This is a genomic window from Kitasatospora sp. NPDC001225 (assembly GCF_053597855.1).
The window spans coordinates 14,906-39,319 of the sequence record NZ_JBSFJC010000050.1 but is presented as its reverse complement, the minus strand read 5'-3'; the positions used below and the strand labels follow the sequence as shown (position 1 = coordinate 39,319).

Sequence of the window (24,414 nt, the reverse complement as noted above, 5' to 3'; positions counted from 1 at the left end):
TCGAACCCGGCGCATCTTCGGCAACTCGCGCTTGCCGGGAGGCTCGTACGCTGCGCAGTCTTGCTACTGGCTAACGGTCTTGGGCTCGGAGAGAGCATGGTGAAGCAGGAGAGGGCGATGCGTACCCGCAACGTCCTTGTACGGGCGGCGGCGTCGCGGTTCGCCCACAACGGTTACGAGGGCACGTCCCTGGTGCAGATCAAGCAGGCGGCCGACCTGTCGATGGGAGCGCTGACGTTCCACTTCAAGACCAAGGGCGAACTGGCCGACGCGGTGGAGGAGAGAGGCAGGTTCGCGGTGCAGGGCACTCTGGAGCGGGTGACAGCGCTGCCGGCCCCGCCGCTGGACCTGCTCACCAACCTGACGGTCGAACTGTCCCGCCTCCTGGAGAAGGACGTCTTCGTCCAGGCGACGGCGCGGCTGGGACGCGAGCGGTCGGACTCGCCCAACTGGTCGACGTTCTGGCTTCCCGAGATCAAGCGGCTGGCCGAACTGGCGCACGAGAACGTGGAGTTGCTCCCTCCCGCGGCGCCCGACGACGTCACGGCCCTGGCCCGGATGCTCGTCGCGGGCGCCGAGACCCTGATCCGGGACGACGGGCCCGACGCGTCCCCCGAGGCCGTCACCGCCGAGCTGACGCGGGTGTGGCGCCTCGTCCGGCCGCGGATCTCCGACCCCGGCCGGTGAGGCGTCCTCCCGGGTACCCGGGAGGACGGGATCAGCCAGACCGGAGCGCCGCCAGGTGCGAGCGGTACCACCGCGCCGCCTCCCCGATCCGGACCAGGGGGCCCGGGCCCGGCCGGCATCCGGCCGTGGTCCACACCTCCTCGGACCGGTACCAGTGATCGCTTGCCAGCAGCGCGAACTGACGCTCGCTCACGCGCCCGGGTACCTCCTCCAGGCGCCGCACGCACTCGGCCCAGCCGAGGTCCCGCTCGACCCCCGGCAGGACCCCGTGTCCGGCCAGCACCGCCATCAGGTCCCGGTTGCGCACCGGCACCGGATGACTGGCGTGGAACACCTCGCCGGCCCCTGGGGCGGGCCGGGCGGCGAGGTCGGCGACCAGCCGGGCGAGGTCGGTCACGCCGACCATCGACAGCAGGCCCCGCCCGCCGTCCCAGCGCGCGGGCACCCGCCCGACGAGCTCGGCCAGCGCGGCCACCACCCAGCGGTCCCCCGGGCCCACGATCAGTCCCGGCCGCAGCACCGTCGCCCCGGCCGCCAACGCGGGCCGCTCGGCGGCGAGTCGGGTCCGGCTGGCCGCCGAGACCGGAGCGGGATCGAGTTCACCGATCGCGGCGCCCCGGTGCGGCCCCGGCCCGTAGACCGCCGCCGTGGAGAGGTGCACGATCCGCCCCACACCGGCCCGTACGGCCTCGGCCATCAGCGCCTCGGTCCCGGCGACGTTGACCGCGGCGCACTCGGACTCGTCCGGGCTCAGCGACGCGGCCAGGTGCAGCAGCACGTCCGCCCCCTCGCAGGCCCCGCGCAGCGAGGCCGGGTCCGCCAGGTCCGCGGCGAACCACTCGCCGTCGGCCTCGGCCGCAGGGCGCCTGCCGACCGTCCGGACGACCGTCCGTGACGCGGCGGCATCCGACCGGTCCCCCGCGCGCCGGCCCCGGAGTTCGCGCAGCACCGCCGAACCGACGAAGCCGGTGGCACCGGTCAGCACGACGCGACGCGCCGTTACGCCTTGGCCCACTCGGCCTCCTCCACCCGGGCCCGAAGGCGCGCATGCGCCTCCGGGGTGGCGACCGCCGGCAGCAGGTAGCGCCACAGCGCGGCCACGCGGTGGGCGAGGTCCTCCCGCCCGGTCGCGATCTGCGAGAAGAGCTGGGTGCCGCTGTAGGAGCCCACGACCACCTGGGCGAACTCCTTCTCGTCCACGTCGGGCAGCAGCTCGCCGCGGCCTCGCGCCACCAGCAGCTGCTCGTGGAACTGGTCCACCCACTGCTCGTACGGGGTCGCGTCCTGCAGGCCGATCTCCCCCTGCTCGACGGCGAGCCGGACACCGGCCCGGAACACGACGTTGCGCCGCAGCTCCCGGGCGACGTGGAAGGTGATGTCGATGATCCGCTGCAGCCCCTCCTCCCCCGCCGGGATCTCCACGTGGTCCTGCTGGCTGTTCATCACGGCCAGGGCGAGGCCCTGCTTCGACTTGAAGTGGAAGTACATCCCGCCCTGGGTCACGCCGGCGCGATCCATGATCTTGCTGATGCTCGCACCGCTGAAGCCGCACTCGTCGAACACCTCCGCCGCCGAACGCAGGATCACCTCCCGCGTCCTCAGCGCCCGTTCCTGCTTGGGTTCCGCCATCAGTCCTCCCGCCCTCGGTCGACAAACATAACGAACACCCTTTATTTTACATCCGGCCCCGGTCATTGCCGTCCGGAGGCCTTGGTTTGCTTAGGGGGAGGCAATCATGCTGCTCGAACACGTTCGTCCGGTCACGGCCACAGGTCCGGTCCTCACGACCACGGTGGCCCGCGAGTACGTCCACCGTGCCGCGTTCTCCGAGGTGTTCCTCAGCGGCTGGCGCAGCACCGGCCAGGACACCTTCGTCGTCACCGCCCAGTGGCCGCGCAGCCACAGCTTCTACCTCTCGGAGCACGGACTGCACGATCCGTTGATGCTCTGCGAGACGGTCCGGCAGACCCTGCTGCTCCTGACGCACACCGCCTATGGCGTCCCCTTCGGACACCAGATGAGCTGGTCGCACTTCTCCTACGAGCTCAGCCCCGGCGCCCTGGCCATGTCCGTCACGAACGCCCCCGCCGAGATCGAACTCCACGTGACGGCCTCGGAGATCAGCTACCGCCGCTCGGTCCCGGTGGCCCTGACCATGGACTTCCAGGTCCTTCGCGACGGCGTCCCGCTGGCCACGGCCAGCACCCGTTTCGGCAACCACGCGCCCGCGCTCTACCAGCGGCTGCGCACCGGCCGCGGTGACGTCGAGCGCATGTTCGCCGACGCGCCAGCCCCCACCACGCCCGTCACCCCGAGCATCGTCGGCCGCGACCGGGCCCGGGACGTCGTGCTCACCCCCACCGACCAGTCCGGCAGGTGGCAGCTCAGGGTCGACACCGCGCACCCCGTGCTGTTCGACCACCCCGTCGACCACGTCCCCGGCATGGTCCTGCTGGAGGCCGCACGCCAGGCCCTCCACTCGCTGGAGCCGGGCAGGAACGGAACCGTCCCCGTCTCGATGGACGCCGTGTTCCACCGCTACGTCGAGTTCGACAGCCCCTGCTGGATCAAGACCACCTCCAACGCCCCGCATTCCGGCGAAGGGCGCTGTGTGAACGTCACTGCCTGGCAGGACGAGCGTCTCGCGTTCTTCGCCAAGGTCGCGACCGCCCCGCTCACCTGACAGTCCGCAGAAACGGGGCGGCGGCGGCCCCCGCCACGGGTGGCCGCCGCCCCGACGACCGCGTTTCAGGCGCTGCCAGGCACCTGGAACGCGGTCCAGAGATCAAACCGCCCACCGAGCGCCAACTCAGTGGGCCGAGCCCGTCCGGGCGCCAACCCGGACAACAACGAGGTTCTGCCGAACCGAAGCCGATGAAGGCTTCTGCCTCCCGACACGGAGACATCCACATGACACGAACACAGGGACCGTGCCGCCCGACTGGAGTGATCCAACTCCCGTACGGGCCGGACATGCCACATGTACAGGCAATATAATGAAGCAAAATCCACGCGATTTCCAGCCGTCGCACGATATCGCCGCCTGGAACGGGCTGCCCCCGCGACAGCGCCGGCAACGGGTCAAAGTCCCCATCCGCATCGTGGAGTCCCCGTTCTACGCGGACGCGGCGCTCAGCGTCTACGTCAAGATCAAGGCACTCGCCCAGCGCCCCGAAGGCTGCACCGCCGGCGCCCGCACCCTCGCGTCCTACCTCGGGCTGTCGAAGTCCACCGTCGAACGCGGCATCTCCCAGCTCCGCTCCAGCGCGCCCGACGGCGTGATCGAACTGCCGGAGAACACCCGCCGCTCCATGCCCGGCGGCTGGGGCACCACCTGCCTGCGCCGGGTGCGGCCGATGACGTCCTCGGAGCGCTTCGTCTGGCTGCCCGTCGCCGCCTGCGAGGACCTCACGCCGCGCCAACTGCGCGCGTACGCCGCCATCGCCTACGCCGTGGCCCTGAAGATCGCCCTGACCGAGGCCGAGCTCGCCGGCTACCTGCGCCACCACACGGGCAGCCGCGCGGGCAGCCCGATCACCACGGAAGCCGCCGGGAAGGTGATCGACGGCCTGGAGGCCACCGGCTGGATCACCGTCGAGCGCCGCGCCGGCACCCAGGGCCGGCACCTCTTCACCCTCGCCACGGTCGAACCGGAACCCCGCCCCGGCGACCCGTTCGACCTCTTCGCCACACCCGCGTCTCCTGTTGTTGGTGACGGATCGGGTCCCCGCGTTGATGACGTATCGCTCGCGTACAGAGAAGACCCTATGACTGACCGACCCGAGGACGAACGTCCGCTTGTCCCACCCGCCGGAGGCGAGATACCGGTAGATGCGTCGGTGCACGGCCGCCTGGCCGTGCACACGGAACCGGTGCCCCCGGGTGAGCCGGTGGCGGCTCGACTGCCGAGCCCGCGTCTCGCGCTCCGCGCGGAGGAGCACCCCGACAGCAACGCCCCCGAACTCACCTACAGCCCCCGCGTCCACGCTGCCCTCGAACCCGTCCGCTGGCTCCTGCCCCGGGCCAACACCTTCACCCAACGGCTCATCGGCCGCGAAGTCGGCCGCCAGCTGCGCACGGGTACCGACGACGCGAGGCTTCGAGCCCGCCTGACGGCCCGCCTGGCCGCCACGACGCCATCGGACATCCGGGACGTCGGCCGCTGGCTGCTGGGCGTCGCCCTGCCCCGCTGGGGGTGCCCTGACCCCGACTGCGAGACCGGAGTGCTGTGGTCCTCCGGTACTGCGTGCCGGACGTGCCGGGAAGTCATCACCGACCGCCGGGCCGCGTCCCGCCCACCGGTGGTGCGCTCAGCACCCGCCGGCACCGCCCCCACCGGGGCTGACCGCCTCCCGAGGCTCGGCCAGTGCTGTCCCGGCTGTGAACGCCCCCGCCCGGTGGGAACGTCAGGTCTGTGCGGCTGTTGCCGGCACACCCCGAAGGCCACCACCCCCACGGCAGTCCCGGCCGAACGCTGCACCGGCGACGGCAGCGCACGCTGCGACCGGCCCGCGGCGAACGACGGCCTGTGCTGGCGGTGCAGGGTCCGGAGGACGTCTCGGGCCGGTACCGACTCGTTCTCCTCGACTGAGGCAGGGCAGCCGGAACCGGATCCTGCGGCAAGTCGGTACCAGAGTCGCTTCGGTCGCTCGGTCGCTGCCCACGGGGCTTCACCGGTTCCGGTGCCGGCGGCTCGGCAACCCGCGGCAGCGGAACTCCTGGGCAGTCCGCCGGCTCCCCTTCGTCCTCGGCGGAGCTACTGAAGCGACCCAAGCGACCGAACCCGGCACCTTCAGCCGTGCCTGACACGCGCGACACGCCGCCGTTCTGTCCGGAGAGGCTCAGTCGCTTTCAGTCGCTGAGCTTCAGTCGCTGGACAAAACCCCAGGTCAGAACCCATATACTCACCCCATCAGCGACTGAAGCGACTCAAGCTCGGGTATATAAAGACATTCCCGTGTGCGTGTGTGCGTTATAGACCCGGGCTTGAGTCGCTTCAGTCGCTGATGGGCTTGGAAAATGGCTTCTACCTGCGGAAACGTCGGAGCACCGGAACCAGCGACCGAAGCGACTCGGTCGCTGGCCAACGGTTCGGTCGCTCAGTCTTCCCACGGGCTCCGCCGGTTCGGGCTCGTATGTCCTCGCTCGGCTAGTCTGTGTGAGCTATCTTCTGGACTTCGGTCGCTTCAGTCGCTGATCCGGCATCCGCCAGTGCTCTGACCTGGCTTTTTGCCTTCAGCGACTCAGCCAGCGACTCAAGTCCGGGCAGCTACCGAGCTACCGATCAGCTACCGAACCAAGGGGAAGGGACCAGCGTGACGGCGCCGAAGGCCGTGGGGAGCGACCGAGCGGAGCGTCAGCCGGAGGCGCTCGCCGTCGCTCGCTGGTGTGCCGCCCAGGGGTGGCCCGTCCATCCGCTGGCTCCCGGACGCAAGACCCCGCCGGCCAACTGTCAGGCCTGCCAGGACTCCCCGCACTCCCCCACCGAGTGCATCTGCCCCCGGGTGGGTCGCTGGTGCCACGGCTTCCACGCCGCCACCGTCGACCAGGACGTCATCACCGCCTGGTGGCGAGCCAACCCGGACTTCGGTACGGGCGTCGCCTGCGGCCCCGCGGGCCTGGTCGTCATCGACGTCGACAGCCACCCGGGCCCTGTCCCCTCCCGGGACCGGATCCTGCCAGGCATCCCGATCCACGAGCACGTCAACCTCGACGGCCTGGAGAACGGCTACCACACCCTCGCCCTGCTGGCGGCTCTGCGCGGAGCTCCCGACCCGGCCGGGGACACCGCGACCCTGAGGGTGCGAACCCCCTCCGGGGGCCTGCACATCTGGTACCGCGACCAGGCCCACCACCGGTTCGCCTGCTCCGCGGGCTCCTCCGCCGGCCGGGCCCTCGCCTGGCAGGTCGACGTCCGTGCCCACGGCGGCTACATCGTCGCTCCCGTCACGGCGACCGCCAACGGTGTCTACACCCCGATGCCCGGTGCCACGGTCCCCGCGCCGCTCCCCAGGTGGCTCGCCGAGGAACTCATCCGCACCGGCCACCTCAAGGACCAGCCCGGTACGCACAGCGTCCCCCAGCAGGCCGTCCCCCACCGGGGCCGTCAGGCCGTCGTGGCCGCCGGCGGCGGCAAGCGGGGTGCCGATCGGGTCCTCGACACCGTTCTGCAGGACGTCACCGACTGCGCGGGCACGGCCGAAGGGGTCGGGTTCACCGGCAAGCTCAACCGCGCCGCCTTCACCGCCGGAGGCCTGGTCGCCGCCGGGCACCTCACCCACGCGGCCGCCGAGCGGCTGCTCACCGATGCCGCACACACCGCCCGCCCGTCCCAGGACCGGCACAGCTCCGCCGTCATCCGCTCCGGCCTCGCCGCCGGAGCCCGGCAGCCCCTGCACATCGGGAAGGCGCGCGGATGAGCGACAGCACCCGTAAGAGGACGGTCTTCGACCCCGTGGCCGCAGCGCAGCAGATCCTGGAGTACCCGCCGGTCCCGGGTCCCTCGCAGGCCCCCTGGCACGGCACCGCCGTGCAGGAGAGCCTCTTGGAGGAACCTGCCCCCGTGGCGGCCCAGCAGACGCCTGTTCAGGCCGTCCAGGGCCCCTCGACGGCCTCACCGGTCATTCGGTCCACCTCCGCCCCCGCAGGCCCACAGGCGAGCCCGCAGGGCCTCCTGCCGGACTCCCTGTCGGACCGCGGCAACGCCAAGCTCTTCGTCCACCTCTACGGACGCGACTACCGCCACGTCCCAGGACTCGGCTGGTACCGCTGGGCCGCCCACCGCTGGCAGCTCGACGAGGACGACACCGTCCTGTGGGCCGCCGGCGAGATGGCCGAGAGCATCGCCACCCACGACCCCCGCGGCGTCTACACCAACACCGACCTGCGTCGGCACCGCCGCCGCGCCCTGTCCACCTCGGGTATGAACGCCATGCTCGCCCAGGCCAAGTCCGCCCCGGGGATGGTCCTCAACGCAGCTCTCCTGGACGCCGACGCGTACGCCCTGTGCACCCCGAGCGGCGTGGTCGACCTGCGCACCGGCGCCATCGTGCCGCCCGACCCGAAGGTCCACCACCACTCCCGCTCCACCACCCTGGCCCCCGCCCGGATGCCCACCCCCCGCTGGGACCGCTTCCTCACCGACACCTTCGGCGACGACAAGGAAGGCCGCCAGACCCGCGACTTCCTCCACCTGCTGCTCGGCTACTCCATCAGCGGCGACGTCGGCGCCCAGGTCATGCCCTTCCTCTACGGCCAGGGCAAGAACGGCAAGTCCGTCCTGCTCGACGTCATGATCCAGCTCCTCGGCGACTACGCCGACGCGGCCCCGCCCGGCTTCCTCATGGCCAAGACCTTCGACGGCCACCCCACCGACCTCGCCGAGCTCCACGGCCGCCGGATCATCGTCTGCTCCGAGCTCAAGCCCGGCGACCGCTTCGACGAGGCCCGGGTCAAGCTGCTCACCGGCGGGGACAAGATCAAGGCCCGCCGGATGCGCCAGGACTTCTTCTCCTTCGAGCCCACCCACAAGCTCTGGCTGCTCGGCAACCACCGCCCCGAGGTCGGCACCGGCGGCTTCGCCTTCTGGCGGCGCATGCGCCTGATCCCGTTCGAGCGGGTCGTGCCCGAGGAGCGCAAGATCGACAACCTGGCCCACGTCCTCGTCGCCGAGGAGGGGCCCGGGATCCTGGCCTGGCTCATCGAGGGCGCCCGCCGCTACTTCGCCGGGGAGAAGGACCTCGCCGGCCCCCAGGCCGTCCAGACCGCGACCACGGCCTACGCCGAGACCGAGGACCACGTGGGCCGCTTCCTCAAGGAGGCGTGCGTCACAGGCGAGGGCATGCGGGCCGAACAGTCCCAGCTCTTCGGCGCCTACACCCGTTGGTGCGGCTTCGAGGGGGCCAATCCCGTATCCGGGCGTGCCTTCGCCGCACGAGTTCGGGAGACACTGGGTATGACATCTCCCAAGGAGATGGTCCTGTCCAACAGCCGCAAGTACTACCCGGGCATCGGCCTGATCACCGACGACACAGAGGAGCACCACGCGTGAGCGCGCTGATCGACCCGGCCGAGCTCGCCCACGAAACCGACCTCGTCTGGCTGGAGGACACCTCCGACCTCGACTACGTCCGTCAGTCGCTGGACCGCCTCACCACCCGCCGCGGCCGCCCGGCCTACCACCGCGACGGCCGCATGGTCGGCTACGCGATCCTCGGCCCCGACGCCAAGTCCTCGCGCGCCTCCGGCACCTTCCGCCGGCGCGTCTTCTGGCTCCTGCCGCACGACCGCGACCAGGACCCCGAAGGCCTCTACACCACCGGCGCCCCCTCCGAGGCCGTGGACCCGCGCACCGTCGCCCCGGGCGTCAAGGGCTACAAGACCGAGCGCTCCGAGGGCGGCCCGGCCTCCCCCGCCATGCTCGAACTGGGGATAACGCTTCCGAAGGCCTGACAGCCCGGGGGACGCGGTTCATGGGAGAGGGGCGGATCGGAGACGAGCCGCCCCTCTCCCATGAACCGCAGTGAGACCCGGCGGATGAGACTCGACGGCTCTGCTCACGGGGACGGACGGCGTCTCGTGGCCACGAAGCCTGTCGGTCCGATGCGGCCCGGGCTTGCGCACGTTCGTGTCGGTTTCCCGCCGGACAACGGCTACACCCGCTGGTTGCCTTGGGGGCGCATGTCCAACGCCGGCAAGTCCGCGCTCTTCCGCTCCCTCCACACCCCCGCTCGCACTCGCGAACGCCTGGGACGTGGCCAGTGCCCGTGTCATCGAGGCGGCGGGGGCGGCCGCGATCGCCACCCCCAGCGCCGGGGTGGCCTGGTCGCTCGGCGCCCCGGACGGGGACCGCGTCCCCCGGGGCCCGGTGCTGGGGCCCCCGCCACCCGGCTGCGGGAGACGCTGGGACGGGCGCGCCGCTACGTGGACGCCGGCGCGGACGGGACCTTCGTCCCCGGTGTCACGGACCCTGGCGTCATCAGGGACCTGGCCGCGGGTCTGACGGTGCCCCTCAACATCATGGCGGGGCCGGGCACCGCGCCCGTGGACGAACTGGGGGGCCCTGGGCGTGGCCCGGGTCAGCCTCGGCTCGGGGGTGCCACAGGCCGCCTACGCCGCCGCACGGCAGGCGACACTCGACCTGCACCGCGCCGGCGGCTACGACTCCCTCCGGCGGACCATCGACTACCCGGAGCTCAACGGCCTGTTCACCGCCACCAGCTGACCAGGCGCCGACGTACTCGTTCAAGCACTCGGACGGTACAGATGAACGTGCTCAGCCGCGTGATGTGTCAGGGCGCATGCCTCCTGCGGGGCTGAGGGCGGAGAGCCCTTGTTCTCCTGCCGGAGCGAGCTGATGATCAGCTCATGTCCATGAGCCGAGGCACCTTCGACGAAGTCCCCCTGAGCACGCTGTTCCCCCGGCTGTCCGCCGCCGACGTCGGATCACTGCGGCGCGCGGCCCGCAGCGTCGGCGCGGCTCGGTCCGAGGCCGCCGCCGCGACGTGGGAGTGGAAACCGGACCATGCGGTCTTCGCAGGCCCGCAGTCCCGGGCCTGCGTGATCCTCCTTCTGTGCGTTGTCCAGCCGGTGAGTGGAAGCGACTCGCCGGAGTTCCAGCTTCAGGTGGGCTGGACGGACCAGGGCCAGCACGAGGTGAGCGCCTCGGTCAACGTGGGCTGCTGGTGCGAGACCGACCACGGCACTCATGACGCCGACGTCCTCGCCCTCGCCGTCGGTGACGAGATCTCGCTGCCCCAGGCCTTCGAAGCCTGCGCCGAGCGCATGACGGCCTGGCTGGCCGACCCTCGCGACGCAGACTTCTGGCGAGCCCGAGAGGGTCTGCCGGCGCGCCGTGTGTAGGGCCTCGTTCGGGCCGATTCCCACTCGGCGCGGGGCCGGGCCCGTGTACGACAGGTCGGCAGTACCGCGTGCGGCCGGTCGTGAACCCGCTGCTGACGATCAGCTCCGGTGCCCTGGACAGCAGTGGCCGGGGCACCGCCATACAGATCGGCAGCTCGGTGTCGCGTCGTTCACGGGTGATGGCGGCGAAGTCGCGGCCCGCTCGGCGGCCACGACCGGGTCCTGGACAGGCGTCCAGGACCCGGTCGAGCCGGGTGCGCTCGCCAGTGGTCAGGGAATCGGGAAGACGCATGATCCAGGCCGCGATCCGGTGCGGTCGCGGGATCGGACGCGGTTCTTCGACGGCGGTCCCGGCCCGCAGGGCCGCGACGTATCTACGCACCACGACCACCAGGTCTTCGACCTCGGGCCAGACCAGGCTCCGGATCTCGCATACGTCCCACGCGCAGCCAACGCTTGCAGTTCTGCGGAGACCTCCCGGAACAATGATCGAAAGTGACTGACCGTCAACCAGCCACGGAGTCCGGCAACAGTCCCAAGGGCTCGATCGCAACTGCTCAGCTTGTGATTTATCCACTCGTCTTCGTCGGCGGAACGGGTGATCGAGCTGATCTTCCTGCGGAAGACTGTGTGCGTGACCCTTCCTACTTCGCTTGCCGCTGCTGAGGAGATCCGTGATCACCTCATTGATCAGCTCAACCTCGCCCTGCGCCGGCCCGGGATGCACGGGGGTGAGGTGGCGTTCCGGATCCTGATTGACCACCTGCTGTTCGTCGAGCGCCAGCCCGAGGCGTGGAATCAGCTGAAGCAGAGCTGGGAAGAGCAGGGGCTCTGGACCTCCATCGGCCCCAGCGGGGCCTTCCAGGAGATCTTCCCCGCGCAGGGTGACTGCTACGAAGTCGCCTCGGTATACGCGGAGTTCGCGCAGCGACGCGGTTGGCTCGGGCCCGATCGGGTTCTCACAGCCGAGGAGTACGAGGCTGTCACAGACCGGGTGCGAGGGTGGGCCGCGGCTGACCGCACCTGGGCTGACGTGACGGCGGAGTTCGGCCCTCCCTCTGTGCTGTTCGGAGGGAACAATCCCTTGTACGGGAAGACGCTTGGCTACCTCTCGGGGGATCCGCAGCAGCCGATGGTGGTCTTCCATCTGTGGAACGGCAGCGAACCGGGGAGCGAACCGTGGCCGCCCGAGCATGCGCAACCGTTGCTTCTCGCAGTGCGTTTCGGCGCCGGCTCGTTCCGTGGATCGTTGACCTTCACCCCCGAGGGTGATCGGAGAAGGCCGACGGTCGAGGATCCTTACCTGCCGCGGTAGCGGTCCGACGGCGAGCGCAGGTCACCCACATGGGGATTTCCAGGACAGCGGACCCGGCCCCGCCTGATTCTGGACCTCCAAGAGGTTCAGAGGCTCGACGCGAAGGCCGTGCTGGTGACCGTGGTGGAACAGGGCGTGCAGTACGAGTCGTTCGCGGAGCTGTCGCGCTTCCGGGGGGTCTTCTACGACTGCCTGACCGGGCGGCGTGACGCGCTGTTCGAGCTCACCGACGCGGTGCTGTGCACCGACGGCCCGGTGAAGACCCTGGTCGGCCTGGCATTGGCTCCCGAGCACCGCCGCGGCCACGGGGCCCTGTACGGCGCGCTGAACCGGGGCCGCCTGGACGTTGAACGGCTGCGGGCCGAGCTGGCCAGTCTGCCGCTGCCCCGTGCCGCCGGTGGCCGCCTGGTGCTGGCGGTGGACGTCTTGCCGTGGCTTCGGCCCGACGCCGACACGAGCGACGCCCGCTCGTTCTGCCACACCTACGGGTGGGGCGACGCCAGGCACCAGATGATCCCGGGCTGGCCGTACTCGTGGGTCGTCGCTCTGGAGTCGGGCCGGACCTCGCGGGTCGCCCCGCTGGACGCGGTGCGGCTGAGGCCGGGCGACGATCTCGCCGCGGTCACCGCCGCACAGCTGCGGGACCTGGTCGAGCACCTGGTCGCCGCCGACCAGTGGAGCCCAGGTGACCCGTCGGCGCTGATCGCGGCCGACGCCGGCTACGACGTGATGCGGCTGGCCTACCTGCTGCGCGACCTGCCCGTGGAGATCCTGGGACGCCTGCGCTCGGACCGGGTGATGCTCCGCCCGGCACCGACCCACGCGGAGTTCGCCCGGGCCAACCCGGCCGGTGGGCGGCCGCCCAAGCACGGCAGCGAGTTCATCTTCAAGGACGCCAGGTCCTGGGGCGCCCCGGACGCGGAGACGAAGACGGCGACCACCCGCTACGGCACCGACCACGCCCAGAGTTGGGACCGGCTCCACCCCGAGCTGCAAGGGCGCGCCGCCTGGCGCGACCACCCCGGCCCGCTCCCGGTCATCGAGGGCACCGTCATCCGCCTGAAGGTCGACCACCTGCCCAGTGGCGGCGACCCCAAGCCGCTGTGGTTGTGGTGGTCACGGCCCGCGGCCGACCCCGCGGAGACCGATCTGGCTTGGCAGACCTTCCTGCGGCGCTTCGACATCGAGCACTTCTTCAGGATGGTCAAGCAGACACTCGGCTGGACCGCTCCGAGCCTGCGGGAAGCCGAGGCGGCGGACCGATGGACCTGGCTGATCATCACCGCCTGCACCCAGCTCCGCCTCGTCCGCTCTCTGACCACCGACCTGCGACGGCCGTGGGAGAAGCCGGCCGAACCGAACAAGCTCACCCCAGCCCGAGTCCGACGCGGGTTCCGACACCTGCACGCCAGAACCTCAACGCCGGCCGCAGTGCCGAAACCCGCTCGCCCCGGCCCCGGGCGCCCGCCCGGCTCCAAGAACCACCGCCCCGCAAACCGCTACGACGTGGGCCTGCTCCTGGCCACCGGAGAGTCCTACCGCCGACCGGCTCACCACAAGGTCGGCACCAAACCACGCCGCACCGGATAAGTCACAAGCTCAGCCGTGTAGGCCCCACTTGTCGAGGCCGGAGTAGATGACGGCGGTCCGGTACCCGGGTTCGGCGAAGCACTCGGCCTCGCCCGTGTAGTGCGACCACTGCCGGTAGATGGCACTCCGTCGGTCCCATGAGCTGCTGTTTTGCCAGTCCCGAGTGGCACCTAAACGCATGATCGGCAGAATCTAGTTGGCATATTCGTACAGGGCGGTGCTGACAGCCTCTGCGCCGGTGCCGCCTGATTGTCGGGAACATGCACCTAGAGCTGGATCTTCGTCGTAGGTTGCTCGTTGATCGTGGGGCGGCGAAGGAGTGGGCGGTCATGGCGTTACGTGGCGGGCAGGCAGCGGCGTCGACTGTCCGGTGGTCGGATGAGCAAGGGCTGGAGGACCTTGCCCACCTGGACACGGGCTTTCGCGGGTGTGCCGGCGACCTTGCTCTGGAGCCGGGGTGGACGCGCCGGTGGACGACGACGTGGCGCTTCGGGCGGACGCCAGTGGTGTACGCGGTCCGTGACTTGGCCGAGGCTGAAGCGGAGATCGTCCGGAGCCGGCCGGTCCGGCGGTTCACCTGGCGGACCGGGCAGTGGCACCGGCCGGGCCTGGAGTACCTGGTGTCCTCCGGCCGCCACCACGGGTTCGAGAGCTTCGAGGAGGAGAGCCTGCTCCTGGTGGCGGACTTCGCCGCGGACCTGACGGAGGCGCTGTCCCAGCCGTTTCGGCTGCGGTTCGATTCGGCGGCCGGTTCGAAGGAGCACACTCCGGACTTCCTGCTGCTGACCGGGACAGGGCCGTGGCTGGTGGACGTGCGGCCGAGCGATCGGATCCGTCCCGAGGACGCGCTGAAGTTCGCGGCGGCGGCCGAGACGGCGCTTGCCGCCGGGTGGCGTTACAGCGTGGTATCTGGCTGGCGGGAGAACGTACCGGAGCTGGCGGACGCCCTGTCCGCTGGGCGGCGTCAGCTGAGTGACCCGCTCGGGCTGCAGGGCGAGCTGCTCGGCGCCGTCGCAGCCGGGCCGCTGAACTTCGGCGACCTGGTCGGGCGGTGCAGCGTGCCGGCCGTTGCCCGCGCCCACGCTGTGCACCTGATGTGGCACCGGCGTCTGGGCATCGACGTGTCGGCGCCGCTCACCGACACGAGCCCGGTCCGTCTCGCTCCTCGTGACGCCGGGACGGGGGCGGCAGCTTGACGCCGGCGGCCTGCTGGGATCTCGCACCCGGCATCGAGCTGATCGTGAACGGCCGCGAGTGGACCGTGGATGTGGTCCAGCCGCGGCTGGGGCGGGTGACGCTGCTTCGGGAGGGCGCCGAGCCCTGGAACACCTCGCTGCGGGAGTTGATGCACCATCCGCGCTGCCGACCCTCCACTCGCACCAGGGCCGACCTGCCGGCTGCCAGCCGCGGCCGGCAGCCGAAAGCCCTCGCGGACCTGCCGCCGCAGCGGCGGGCGCTGGTCGCGCTGCGGATGGAACACCTGCTGGAAGTGGAGACCGGCTACCGCAGCGGCGACCCGCTGCGGCCGGCGGTGGATGAGCCGCGCCCCGGCTACGACCCGGACACCACCACGCTGACCCAGCGCCGGCAGCACAAGGCGCTGGAGCTGCGGCAGGCCGCCGCGGCGGATCCGGCCGGTGCCAGGGCGCTCGCGCTGGACCGGGTGAGCTACCGCACGCTGATCCGCTGGGACCGCGGCCGGATCCGGTTCGGCGCGGTGGGTGTGGCGGACGACCGGTGGCTGCGGGAGGCGACGGGGCGTCGTATTTCTCCCGCGGTGCGCGAGGCGCTCTTCGCGGTCCGCGCGGAGACGCTGCACCGCTCGAAGCTGACGGCCAAGGACCGCGAGCGCCTGATCCACCAGTACGTCCGGGAGACCTACGGGGCCCAGGAGCCGGTGCCGAGCTACGAGACGCTGCGGGTGGTGTGGCGGGAGTGGTTCGGCTCCACGGGCGCACGCCAGCGCTACAGCCGCTCGGCGGCCCGGGTGCAGGAGAACACGACCGGGCGGCACGTCGTGGTGCACCGGCCCGGGCAGGTCGTCGCGCTGGACACCACGATCCTGCCGGTGAAGGTCCGCGAGGACGTGTTCGGCGAGGCGGTGTCCGTTCACCTGACCCTGGCCCTGGACGTCTACACCCACTCGATCGTGGCGTTCCGCCTCACGCTGGTCTCCGACTCCGCGGTCGACGTGGCGATGGTGCTGCGGGACGTGATGATGCCGTTGCCGATGCGCCCGGACTGGGGCGAGGACATGGAGTGGGCCTACCCGGGGGTGCCGGCCACGCTGGTCGCCGAGTTCGCCGGGCACGGGGTCGCCGGTCTGCCGTTCTTCGCCCCGGAGACCGTCACCACCGACCACGGCTCCGTCTACAAGAACCACCACGTCACCGAGGTGCAGCGCGTGATCGGGGCGAACATACGCCCGAGCCGGGTCCTTCGCCCGACCGACAAGCAGGCAGTGGAGCGGGCCTTCGGTGCGATCCAGTCGCTGCTGTTCCGTATCCTGCCCGGCTACCAGGGCGTGGATGTGGCCGACCGGGGCGTGGACCCGGAGGGCGACGCGGTGCTGACGGTCGCCGAGATGGAACACCTGATCGCCACGTGGGTCGTCAAAGTGTGGCAGAACCGCCGATTCGGCGCATATGCCCCGAGCTGGGACCCGGCCGGGGACCACAGTCCGAACAGCCTGTTCGCCGCTTCCATGGCGCAAGGCGGCTTCGCGCTGCAGATCCCGCCCGCCGAGCTGTACTACCAGCTTCTGCCGACCCATCGCGTGATGATCCACGGCAAGCGCGGCGTGAAGATCAAGAACCTCTGGTACGACGGCGACGCGCTGGACGACTACCGCTTCGCCGCCTCCGGACGGGGCGGGGTGGCCCGCAACCGGTACGTCTTCCACCGCGATCCGCGCGACCCGTGCTTCGTGTTCTTCTCAGGACCCGCGCACCCACGACTGGCACACCCTGCCCTGGACCGGCCTGCCCGAGGACGGCCGGGTGCCGGCGTTCGGGGACGCCCGGGTGCGGGAGGTGCTGCGGGAGGTCCGCCGCCGCGGCATGGCGCCGAAGTCGGATGCCGAGCTGCTGCCGGTGCTGCTGGAACTCATCGGCGCCACCGTGCCGGTGGAGCAGTGGCCGGCCCGGCTGAGCCGGGGCCAGAAGGTGGAACACGCGCGGGAGGTCGCCCAGGTGGCCGCCGCCGCGGCCGACCGCCCGGTACCGGCACCGCAGGCGGCGCCGCCCGCCGCCGACGAGGCCGCCGGAGCGGGCGGCGCGACGGTGACGCGGCTCGCCTGGCGGGAGCGGGCCGAGACCGGCCAGAGCGCGGTGGACGCCGAGCGCCGGCGCAGGAGGGAGCAGGCGGTGCCTGCCCGGCCGGTGCCGCCGCCCAGGCTGGGGGAGCGGCTGCGGGCAGTGAGCCTGCTCTCCCTGCCCGACGAGGACGACACGGTGACGGAGGAGAACCGTTGAGCGGGAGCGAGGAAGGGGCGTCGCCGGTGTTCCTGCCCGGGCCACCGCTGGACCGCACACACTGGCAGGGCTGGGAGCGGTGGCGGGCGAGCCGGGACGCGTTCGTGCCGGCGCCGCGGCTGACCGCGGCGCAGTACGCGCGGCTGAGCCTCAGGCAGGCCCGTATCCACGACCTGCACCGCCTGGCCACCCACAGCAGTCTGCCGGTGCAGGCCACCCCGATGAGCGAGGCCGTCGCCGACCTGGTCAAGACCCGCATCGAGGACGGCGCGTTCAGCCACAAGTGGGGCACCCGCACCGGCGTGATGGTCAACGGCGGCGGCGCCCAGGGCAAGACCGAGACGGTGTGCGAGGCGCTCGCCGCGTTCGAGGACGAGTGGCTCCAGCTGCACCGGCAGGTCAACCCGGAGGCGATCGAGGGCACGCGGGACCTGCACGCCCTGGTGGCGTACGTGCGCTGTCCGGTCCGGGCGACCCCGATCTCCACCTGCCAGCGGATCCTCGACTTCTTCGGTGAGGACCACAAGGGCATGCGCCTGGAGGACTTGGTCCGCACCGTGAAGGACGCGATTTTCGCGCATGGCTCCAAGGCGCTGGTGATCGACGACATCACGAGGTTGGAGCTGCACCGGGAGGCGGACCAGGACGTCCTGGACCTGATCCGCGAGATGATGAGCATGCCCGTCACCCTGATCCTGGTGGGCGTCGGCATCCCGAACTCCGGGCTGCTGCGCGACGGGCGCCGGGACGCCAAGACCGGCCAGTGGATCTTCAAGCCGGTCCCGGACCGCGGCAGGAGCCCCAACGACCAGGCCGCCACCCAGCACGAACGGCGTTTCGACCTGATCGACCTCGACGCGTTCGGCTACGACACTCCCGCGCGGATCGCCGCGTGGACCGCGCACCTGGCAGGGCTCGAACAACATCTGCGGCTGCTGACTGACACCGAGGGCATGCTCACCACCGGTGGCATGCCCGAGTACCTGTTCCGCCGCACCGGCGGGGTGGTGGGACTGCTGGAGAAGCTCATCCAGACCGGCTGCCGCCGCGCGATCCGCGATGGCAGCGAGCGGCTGACGATCGACCTGCTCGACGCCTTCACAGTCACCCCCACCGACCTGCCCGACCTGGACGCCGCCTCCGGCGAGCAGCCTCACATCCCCGCCCCGGCCAGGAAGAAGGTGGCGCGAGGGCGCAACACGGTCTTCGACGACGCCGGCCCCAGCGGAGCGGTGAGTTGACCCCCGCCCCCGCCCCGCTCGCCCGTAGCCTCGTGCCCCTGCCGTAGGAGTCCCTGGCCGGCTACGTACTGCGGCTGGCCCATCGCCTTCGCCGACCACCCGGGCGCATCGGCGTGCTGACTGGCCTCGCCCCCTACCGGCTGGGGCGCATGGTCCGCCTGCCCGCGCACCTGCTGGTCGACCTCGGGCCCGAGCGAGCGGCGGCGTTCGCCGCCGCCACCCGCCTGAGCTTGAGCGAAGTCGCCGCCCTGAGCCTGCGCCAGTACGCCGCCGCCTACCCGCCGATGGCCCAGGCCGGCACCCGCACCGACGGGCGAGTGGGCTTCAACGTATGGGCGTTCACCACCGCCAGCCGGTTCTGCCCCGACTGCCTGGCCGGAGACGGCAGCCCCATCGAGCACGAGCACGGCGGCGCCTGGCGCCATCGCTGGCACCTTCCCGTAGTCTTCGCCTGTACCCGCCACCGCCGGCTGCTGGAACACCTGTGCCCGCACTGCCGGCGGCCCGCCAACCTCTCCTTCGACGGGCGGGCCAGCGCCATCCTCCACTTGCAGGGCGCCGGCCTGCACCCCGCCCAGTGCCGCAACCTCGCACTGGACGCGCCTTCGCGCAGGCCCCGCCCGTTGTGCGGCGCTGACCTCACCACGTCCGACCTCGGCCGGCGACCCCTCGACCCGGCCCAGCTGACCACCGTCCTTCGGCTCCAGGAACGCCTCGACCACCATCTCGCTGCGGACACGGGCACCGGTTCGCTGTTCTTCCCGGACCTAGTGGCCGTCAGCCAACTCATCAAGATCACCTGGCCCATCGCCGCCGACCTCGCACCGCTGCCCACCGCGGTGTCGGACACACTCGACACGCACATCCAGGACGTACGCCGACGCACCGCCGACCTCCCCCACGGGCACAATGGCCGTGAGGTCATCGGCCTCCCTGCACCGGCCGCCGCGACGGCGGCCCTGCTCGCGCTGAGCGAGCACCTCCTGGCCGAGCGGGACGCGGCCACCCTGCGCGAGGCGATGCAGACCCTCGCCCGCACGGCATTCGACACCGACCGGCTCCGCTACGCGGGGGTCATCCGCCGCCAGCTGTCCACACCACTGGCCCGCGCGCTGTCCCGCCAGCAGTTCGGCTTCCACGCCCTCGCCGGCGCCGGCACCTCCGGCGTCCTGCGGGTGGCGTCCCGCCCTTGCCGGTTCACTCCCGCGCACATCCCCCAGCTCCTGCCCATCCACTGGTACGAGCGCCACCTCGCTGGCTTCACCGCACGCCTCACGGCCACCAGCCGCAACAACAGCCGTCTCGTTCGCCGGGCCGCGGCGCTGAAACTCGCCGAGATGACCCTGGGCGGCACCCCGGCCGACGGCGCACTCCTGCTCGCCATCCCGCCCGGACACGCCGCCTCCGGCCTCAAACAGCTGCGGGCACGAACCCCGGACACGTACTGGGGACAGTTCCTGGCCGGCGTGGAGACGATCGCTGGCGAACTCGACCGGCACGACCAGCGGATCGACTACGCCCACCGCCCGCGCGATGCGGCTACCGGCCTCGGTCCTGGTCTGGGCCCGCGTGACCGAGGGCGAATACCTGTTCAGCCCGCTGATCCGCGCCGACGGCACTGGGCCGCAGCTGGACGGTGGGGCCGATCTGGTGCGCGAGACGGTCCACCTCCTGGGGGTGCGCAGGGGCGACAAAGCCCGCCTCCTGGCACGCCTGGCCCCCTATACCGACGAGCTCGCCGCCCAGTGCGACTCCCGGACCGCGGCCGAATTCGCCACAGGACGGACCAGGTGACGGGCCGTCCGCTTGCCCGCAGCCTGGGCCCGCTGCCCGAGGAATCGATGGCCGGCTTCCTGCTACGGCTCTCCTACCGGATCCGCCGCACCCCGGCCCGCACCGCCGAACTGGCCGGCCTCGGCCCGATCCGGAACGGCCGCCTGAGCACCGACCACCTCCTGGGCCTGACACCTACCATGGCCACGGTGTTCGCCGCTGCCACCCGCCTCACCCCACCCACGGCCCTGGACGCGTCACCTGTGCGGGCAGCGGCGGTGGAGGCGCTATGCGCGAAGGTGACGCGTCCAGGGCCGCGACCTAGGTGAATGCGACGATCGAGTACGTCGCGGCGCAGGCCGGCGCGATGAAAGCGGCCGTTGCGCCGGCGACCGCGCTGGTGCGCCACATGATCGGTGACGCGGACGCGTTCGGCCTGGCGCGCTCGCAGTGGAACACGGTCGTCTACCTGACCGCAGGCGGGCAGTCCCAGCACCCAGGTCCGGCCGCGCCAATCCGTTCCGCATGCGACCCGCCGCCGCGTTCCCGCCCTGCCGAGAGCGGCCGGCGACCGCACGGTGGGCAGGCCGACCCCAGTGGTCGTATCCGTTCACGGAATCCCCGCACGCCCAATTGTTGACGGTGCTTACATCGCGACCTATAGTCATGTGTACACCGCTTACATTGCTAGTGAGGAGCCGTGCCATGTCTTCGGCGCAGAAGGACACCACCGTCAAGGTCGACCTGGGCGGCCGTACGGTCACCGTCCCCAAGGGGGGTCTGTACGACCGGTACCGGATGAACCCCGACCTCGACGAGATCGCCCGCGACCCCCGCGTCAGCGGGGTGGACTTCTTCCGGCAGCTGCCCAAGATCAAGGTCGACTCCCCGATCGGCCCCACGCTCACCCCGAACTTCTACTACAGCGTCTCGACCGCCCGGATCACCATGCTCGCGCCCTCCGGCGCGATCCGGACCCGGCTGCCCGGAGAGCTCGCGCCGCTGGAGATCGCCCCGGGCCTCGGGCTGGTCTCGGTCATGTTCTTCCGCTACGACGTGTGCGACATCGACTTCTACACCGAGGCCGCCGTCGGCATCGCCGTGAAGCCCGCGCGGCACGGCAGGCTCGGATTCTTCGACCTCGTCGCCGGCCTCAAGAACGAACACCTCGACTCCTACGTGCTGTCCCTGCCGGTCAGCACGGAGATCGCCCAGGTCCGCGGCCACGACGGCTACGGCTTCCCCAAGTGGGTCACCGGCCTCGACGTCGACATCGACGAGCGCCGCACCACCGCCCGGGTCACCAACGACGCCGGCGGCCTCGACCTGTCGCTCCAGGCGACCACGCCGAAGCAGACCGCCCACCTGAGCGGCGACCGCGTCAGCTCGCTCACCTCGTACACGACGATCAACGGCGCATGGCACTCCACCCTGAGCCAGACCAACGTGCTGAACGCCGGCACGACGCGCCTGCCGCGTGACGTCCGCCTCCAGCTCGGCGAGGGCCGGATGTCCGACGACCTGCGCTCGCTCAAGCCGATGCGGACCATCCAGTTCGACGTGATGACCGAAGGCCAGCTCGCCCTCCACATGCCGGTCCCCACCTCGGTCCAGCGCCGGAACAAGTAGCAAGGAACCCCCGCCATGGCCACCGCACAAACCGCCAGCCCCACGGCCGCCCGCGCCCAGGGCCTGCCCGCCTCCATCACCCCGGCGCTGCTCAAGCGGCTGACCGCACGGGTCTTTGCCGCACCGAACGCCGCGCGCGTCACCACCAGCGCCCCGTACTCCGGCCACCCCCTGGGCGACTTCCCCATCTCTACCCCCGAAGAGGTCGAGGCCGCGTTCGCCCGCGCCCGCGCCGCCCAGGCCACCTGGGCGGCCACGCCGATCGCGGAGCGCAAGAGGATCATGCTGCGCTTCCACGACCTCGTCCTGGCCCGCCAGGAGGAGGCGCTCGACCTCATGCAGGCCGAGAACGGCAAGACCCGCCGCGACGCGTTCCTCGAAGTCGTCGACATCGGGATCGTCTCCCGCTACTACGCGCGCAACGCCGCCAAGTACCTGAGCCCCAAGCGCCGCCGCGGCGCGATCCCGCTGCTCACCCACACCACCGAACTGCGCCACCCCAAGGGCGTCGTCACGGTGATCTCACCGTGGAACTACCCCCTGAGCATGGCCGCCAGCGACGCCATCGCCGCGCTCATGGCGGGCAACGCCGTCGTCCAGAAGCCCGACACCCAGACCGCGCTCACCGCCCTCTGGTCGCTCGACCTCATGTACGAGGCGGGGCTGCCAGCCGACGTGTGGCAGATCGTGGTCGGCCGGGGCAGTTCCATCGGCGGCGCCCTGATGGCAGGCGCCGACTACATGATGTTCACCGGTTCCACCGCCAGCGGGCGCCAGATCGCGAGCGACGCGGGCCGGCGCCTGATCGGGGCCTCCCTCGAACTCGGCGGCAAGAACCCGATGATCGTCCTGGACGACGCCGACATCGACAAGGCCGCCGCCGGCGCGGTCAACGCCTGCTTCCCCTCCGCCGGCCAGCTGTGCGTCTCCGTCGAGCGCCTGTACGTCGCCGAGTCCGTCCGCGACAGGTTCGTCGCCGCGTTCGTCGAGCGCACGAAGAGGCTCAAGATCGGTGCGGCGTACGACTACAGCGTCGACGTCGGCTCCCTCACCACCCCGTCCCAGCTCAGGACCGTCACCGAACACGTCGACGACGCCGTCGCCAAGGGCGCCACCGTCCTGGCCGGCGGCAGGGCCCGCCCGGACCTCGGCCCCCTCTTCTACGAGCCGACCATCCTCACCGACGTCACCCCCGAGATGACGGTGAACGACCACGAGACCTTCGGGCCGGTCGTCTCCATCTACTCCTTCCGCCACGTCGAGGAGGCGATCGCACAGGCCAACGCCACCCCGTACGGCCTCAACGCCAGCGTCTGGACCCGCAACGGGGCCCGCGGCCGGGCCGTCGCCGCCCGCGTCCACGCCGGCACCGTCAACGTCAACGAGGCCTTCGCCGCCGCCTGGGGAAGCATCGACGCGCCGATGGGCGGCATGGGCGACTCCGGCCTCGGCCGCCGCCACGGCGCCGAGGGCATCCTCAAGTACACCGAGGCCCAGACCATCGCCCACCAGCGCCTCCAGGGCTTCTACCCGCCGCAGCGCATCAGCCCCGAGACCTGGGCCGCCCTGCTGACCGGCACGCTCAAGATCATGAAGGCATTCGGCGTCCGCTGACCGGCGAATGCCCGGGGGCGGTGTCCCTCAGTCGCCGTGGAGCGCCGTCCTGAGGGCGTCGATGGCGAGCTTGCGGGCGACGTTGGCGGCGCGGGTGTCGCGCAGGCTGTCCAGGAGAAGGAAGTCGTGGACCATCGCCGCGACGCGGACGGACGTGACGTCGACACCGGCCTCGCGAAGCCGGTTGGCGTACTGCTCGCCCTCGTCGCGCAGGACGTCGGCCTCGTCGGTGATGACGAGGGTCGTCGGCAGGTCCTTGAGCTGGTCGAGGGTGGCCTGCAGGGGCGAGGCGTGGTGTTCGGCGCGCTGGGCGGGGTCGGTGGTGTAGGCGTCCCAGAACCACTTCATGCCGTCGCGGGTGAGGAAGTAGCCTTCGGCGAACTGCAGGTAGGACGGGGTATCGAAATTCGCGTCGGTCACCGGGTAGAGCAGGACCTGAGCCTTGAGGTCGATGCCGCCGCGCTCCTTGTTCATCAGGGCGAAGACCGTCGACATGCAGCCGCCGACCGACTCCCCGGTCACCGCCACCCGGGAGGTGTCCAGGCCGTGTTCCTCGCCGTGCTTGAGCACCCACTGGCCCACGGCGTAGTTCTGCTCGACCTGGGTCGGGTACTTCGCCTCCGGCGCCCGGTGGTAGACGGGGAAGACGCCCGCGGCGCCCGCGCCGACCGTGAGCTCGCGGAAGATCCGGTCGTGGGTCTTGTCGTCGCCGAAGACCCAGCCGGCGCCGTGGATGTAGAACACCACGGGAAGCGGCCCGGTGACGCCCTTGGGGCGGATGATACGGGTGCGGACGGTGCCCCACTCGCCGGTGGCCACCTCGACCCACTCCTCGTCGACCTCGGGCCGGGGCACGCCCGGGTCGACCTGCAGGCCGAGCAGGATCTCGCGGCCCTGCTCGGGCGGCAGTTCGTAGAGCCGCGGGTGCGGATCGGTCGCCTCGCACAACTCCTTTGCGGCGGGCTCCAGGTAAGGGGTAAGCGGCGGAGGAAGCTCAGTCATGTTCTCTCCATGTCGCGGGCACACGTGTGCCCTGCTCGCGCGGCCTCACCGGCCGCGCCTGACGAACCCCCGGCCGAACCTCCCCTCCTCCTATCGTCGGGTCCCGCGCGCGACGCGCAACCTGTAGCCCCGGCCGCGGACCGCGGCTCTCACCGGGCAGGCGCCCACGATGGCGCCGAAGATCGAGGCGAACGGAACACGACGGCAGCTGACCGGAAGAGCGGCCCCG

General features: G+C 71.3%; 19 protein-coding genes and 2 pseudogenes. 18 read left to right on the top strand and 3 right to left on the bottom strand.

What is annotated here, in order from left to right; translation table 11 throughout:
- Nucleotides 1–117 precede the first annotated feature (117 nt).
- Entirely contained in the window at nt 118–687 is a 570-nt protein-coding gene (locus ACWDCZ_RS19295; protein ID WP_387736786.1) for a TetR family transcriptional regulator, read from the top strand.
- A 31-nt stretch (nt 688–718) separates the two neighbouring features.
- On the opposite strand, the gene ACWDCZ_RS19290 is transcribed toward ACWDCZ_RS19295, so the two are convergent.
- Together ACWDCZ_RS19290 and ACWDCZ_RS19285 are read right to left on the bottom strand one after the other, a co-directional pair.
- Nucleotides 719–1,702: an NAD-dependent epimerase/dehydratase family protein gene (locus ACWDCZ_RS19290; protein ID WP_449816476.1), complete on the bottom strand. Its 984-nt coding sequence runs from the start codon at nt 1,700–1,702 to the stop codon at nt 719–721.
- Complete coding sequence (locus tag ACWDCZ_RS19285; protein ID WP_375875783.1) at nt 1,687–2,316, bottom strand: ScbR family autoregulator-binding transcription factor; 630 nt, start codon at nt 2,314–2,316, stop codon at nt 1,687–1,689. Before ACWDCZ_RS19285 ends, ACWDCZ_RS19290 begins: the two co-directional genes overlap by 16 nt.
- A 106-nt stretch (nt 2,317–2,422) precedes the next feature.
- Here ACWDCZ_RS19285 and ACWDCZ_RS19280 point away from each other — a divergent pair, with 106 nt between their 5' ends.
- From ACWDCZ_RS19280 to ACWDCZ_RS19200, 17 genes and pseudogenes are all read left to right on the top strand, one after another.
- The gene (locus ACWDCZ_RS19280; RefSeq protein WP_449816475.1) at nt 2,423–3,370 is read left to right on the top strand and encodes a ScbA/BarX family gamma-butyrolactone biosynthesis protein; all 948 of its coding nucleotides are present in this window, start codon (nt 2,423–2,425) and stop codon (nt 3,368–3,370) included.
- 313 nt (nt 3,371–3,683) lie between these two features.
- Nucleotides 3,684–5,450 carry a hypothetical protein gene (locus ACWDCZ_RS19275; protein WP_449816474.1) on the top strand — a complete coding sequence of 589 codons (1,767 nt, stop codon included), beginning with the start codon at nt 3,684–3,686 and terminating at the stop codon, nt 5,448–5,450.
- 552 nt (nt 5,451–6,002) lie between these two features.
- A complete protein-coding gene (locus ACWDCZ_RS19270; RefSeq protein ID WP_449816473.1) occupies nt 6,003–7,106 on the top strand; it encodes a bifunctional DNA primase/polymerase in 1,104 nt (367 codons plus the stop codon).
- Nucleotides 7,103–8,737 (top strand): phage/plasmid primase, P4 family, encoded by a 1,635-nt coding sequence (locus tag ACWDCZ_RS19265; RefSeq protein WP_449816472.1) that lies wholly within the window; start codon nt 7,103–7,105, stop codon nt 8,735–8,737. The genes ACWDCZ_RS19270 and ACWDCZ_RS19265 overlap by 4 nt, the downstream gene beginning before the upstream one ends.
- A complete protein-coding gene (locus ACWDCZ_RS19260) occupies nt 8,734–9,138 on the top strand; it encodes a DUF6009 family protein (protein ID WP_331768794.1) in 405 nt (134 codons plus the stop codon). The genes ACWDCZ_RS19265 and ACWDCZ_RS19260 overlap by 4 nt, the downstream gene beginning before the upstream one ends.
- 175 nt (nt 9,139–9,313) lie before the next feature.
- A pseudogene (locus ACWDCZ_RS19255) lies at nt 9,314–9,490 on the top strand (hypothetical protein); the annotation flags it as partial.
- A gap of 119 nt (nt 9,491–9,609) precedes the next feature.
- A pseudogene (locus tag ACWDCZ_RS19250) lies at nt 9,610–9,684 on the top strand (hypothetical protein); the annotation flags it as partial.
- Between the two features lie 70 nt (nt 9,685–9,754).
- Nucleotides 9,755–9,910, top strand: coding sequence for a hypothetical protein (locus ACWDCZ_RS19245; protein WP_449816485.1), 156 nt, complete (start codon nt 9,755–9,757; stop codon nt 9,908–9,910).
- Between the two features lie 149 nt (nt 9,911–10,059).
- Entirely contained in the window at nt 10,060–10,548 is a 489-nt protein-coding gene (locus ACWDCZ_RS19240) for a hypothetical protein (protein ID WP_449816471.1), read from the top strand.
- A gap of 598 nt (nt 10,549–11,146) precedes the next feature.
- Nucleotides 11,147–11,863 carry a hypothetical protein gene (locus ACWDCZ_RS19235; protein ID WP_449816470.1) on the top strand — a complete coding sequence of 239 codons (717 nt, stop codon included), beginning with the start codon at nt 11,147–11,149 and terminating at the stop codon, nt 11,861–11,863.
- 114 nt (nt 11,864–11,977) lie between these two features.
- Nucleotides 11,978–13,453, top strand: a complete 1,476-nt coding sequence (locus ACWDCZ_RS19230) for an NF041680 family putative transposase (protein ID WP_449816469.1) — start codon at nt 11,978–11,980, stop codon at nt 13,451–13,453.
- Nucleotides 13,454–13,782: 329 nt separating this feature from the next.
- Nucleotides 13,783–14,649, top strand: coding sequence for a TnsA-like heteromeric transposase endonuclease subunit (locus ACWDCZ_RS19225; protein WP_449816468.1), 867 nt, complete (start codon nt 13,783–13,785; stop codon nt 14,647–14,649).
- On the top strand, nt 14,646–18,167 hold the full coding sequence (locus tag ACWDCZ_RS19220) for an AAA family ATPase (RefSeq protein WP_449816467.1): 3,522 nt from the start codon (nt 14,646–14,648) through the stop codon (nt 18,165–18,167). The genes ACWDCZ_RS19225 and ACWDCZ_RS19220 overlap by 4 nt, the downstream gene beginning before the upstream one ends.
- A gap of 53 nt (nt 18,168–18,220) precedes the next feature.
- Entirely contained in the window at nt 18,221–20,269 is a 2,049-nt protein-coding gene (locus tag ACWDCZ_RS19215) for a TniQ family protein (RefSeq protein WP_449816484.1), read from the top strand.
- Entirely contained in the window at nt 20,266–20,580 is a 315-nt protein-coding gene (locus tag ACWDCZ_RS19210) for a hypothetical protein (RefSeq protein WP_449813820.1), read from the top strand. Before ACWDCZ_RS19215 ends, ACWDCZ_RS19210 begins: the two co-directional genes overlap by 4 nt.
- A gap of 65 nt (nt 20,581–20,645) precedes the next feature.
- The gene (locus tag ACWDCZ_RS19205) at nt 20,646–21,569 is read left to right on the top strand and encodes an acetoacetate decarboxylase family protein (RefSeq protein ID WP_449816466.1); all 924 of its coding nucleotides are present in this window, start codon (nt 20,646–20,648) and stop codon (nt 21,567–21,569) included.
- A 15-nt stretch (nt 21,570–21,584) separates the two neighbouring features.
- Nucleotides 21,585–23,183 (top strand): succinic semialdehyde dehydrogenase, encoded by a 1,599-nt coding sequence (locus ACWDCZ_RS19200; RefSeq protein ID WP_449816465.1) that lies wholly within the window; start codon nt 21,585–21,587, stop codon nt 23,181–23,183.
- A gap of 27 nt (nt 23,184–23,210) precedes the next feature.
- Here the strand turns inward: ACWDCZ_RS19200 and ACWDCZ_RS19195 are convergent, their stop codons facing one another.
- Nucleotides 23,211–24,185: an alpha/beta hydrolase gene (locus tag ACWDCZ_RS19195; RefSeq protein ID WP_449816464.1), complete on the bottom strand. Its 975-nt coding sequence runs from the start codon at nt 24,183–24,185 to the stop codon at nt 23,211–23,213.
- Nucleotides 24,186–24,414: the final 229 nt, after the last annotated feature.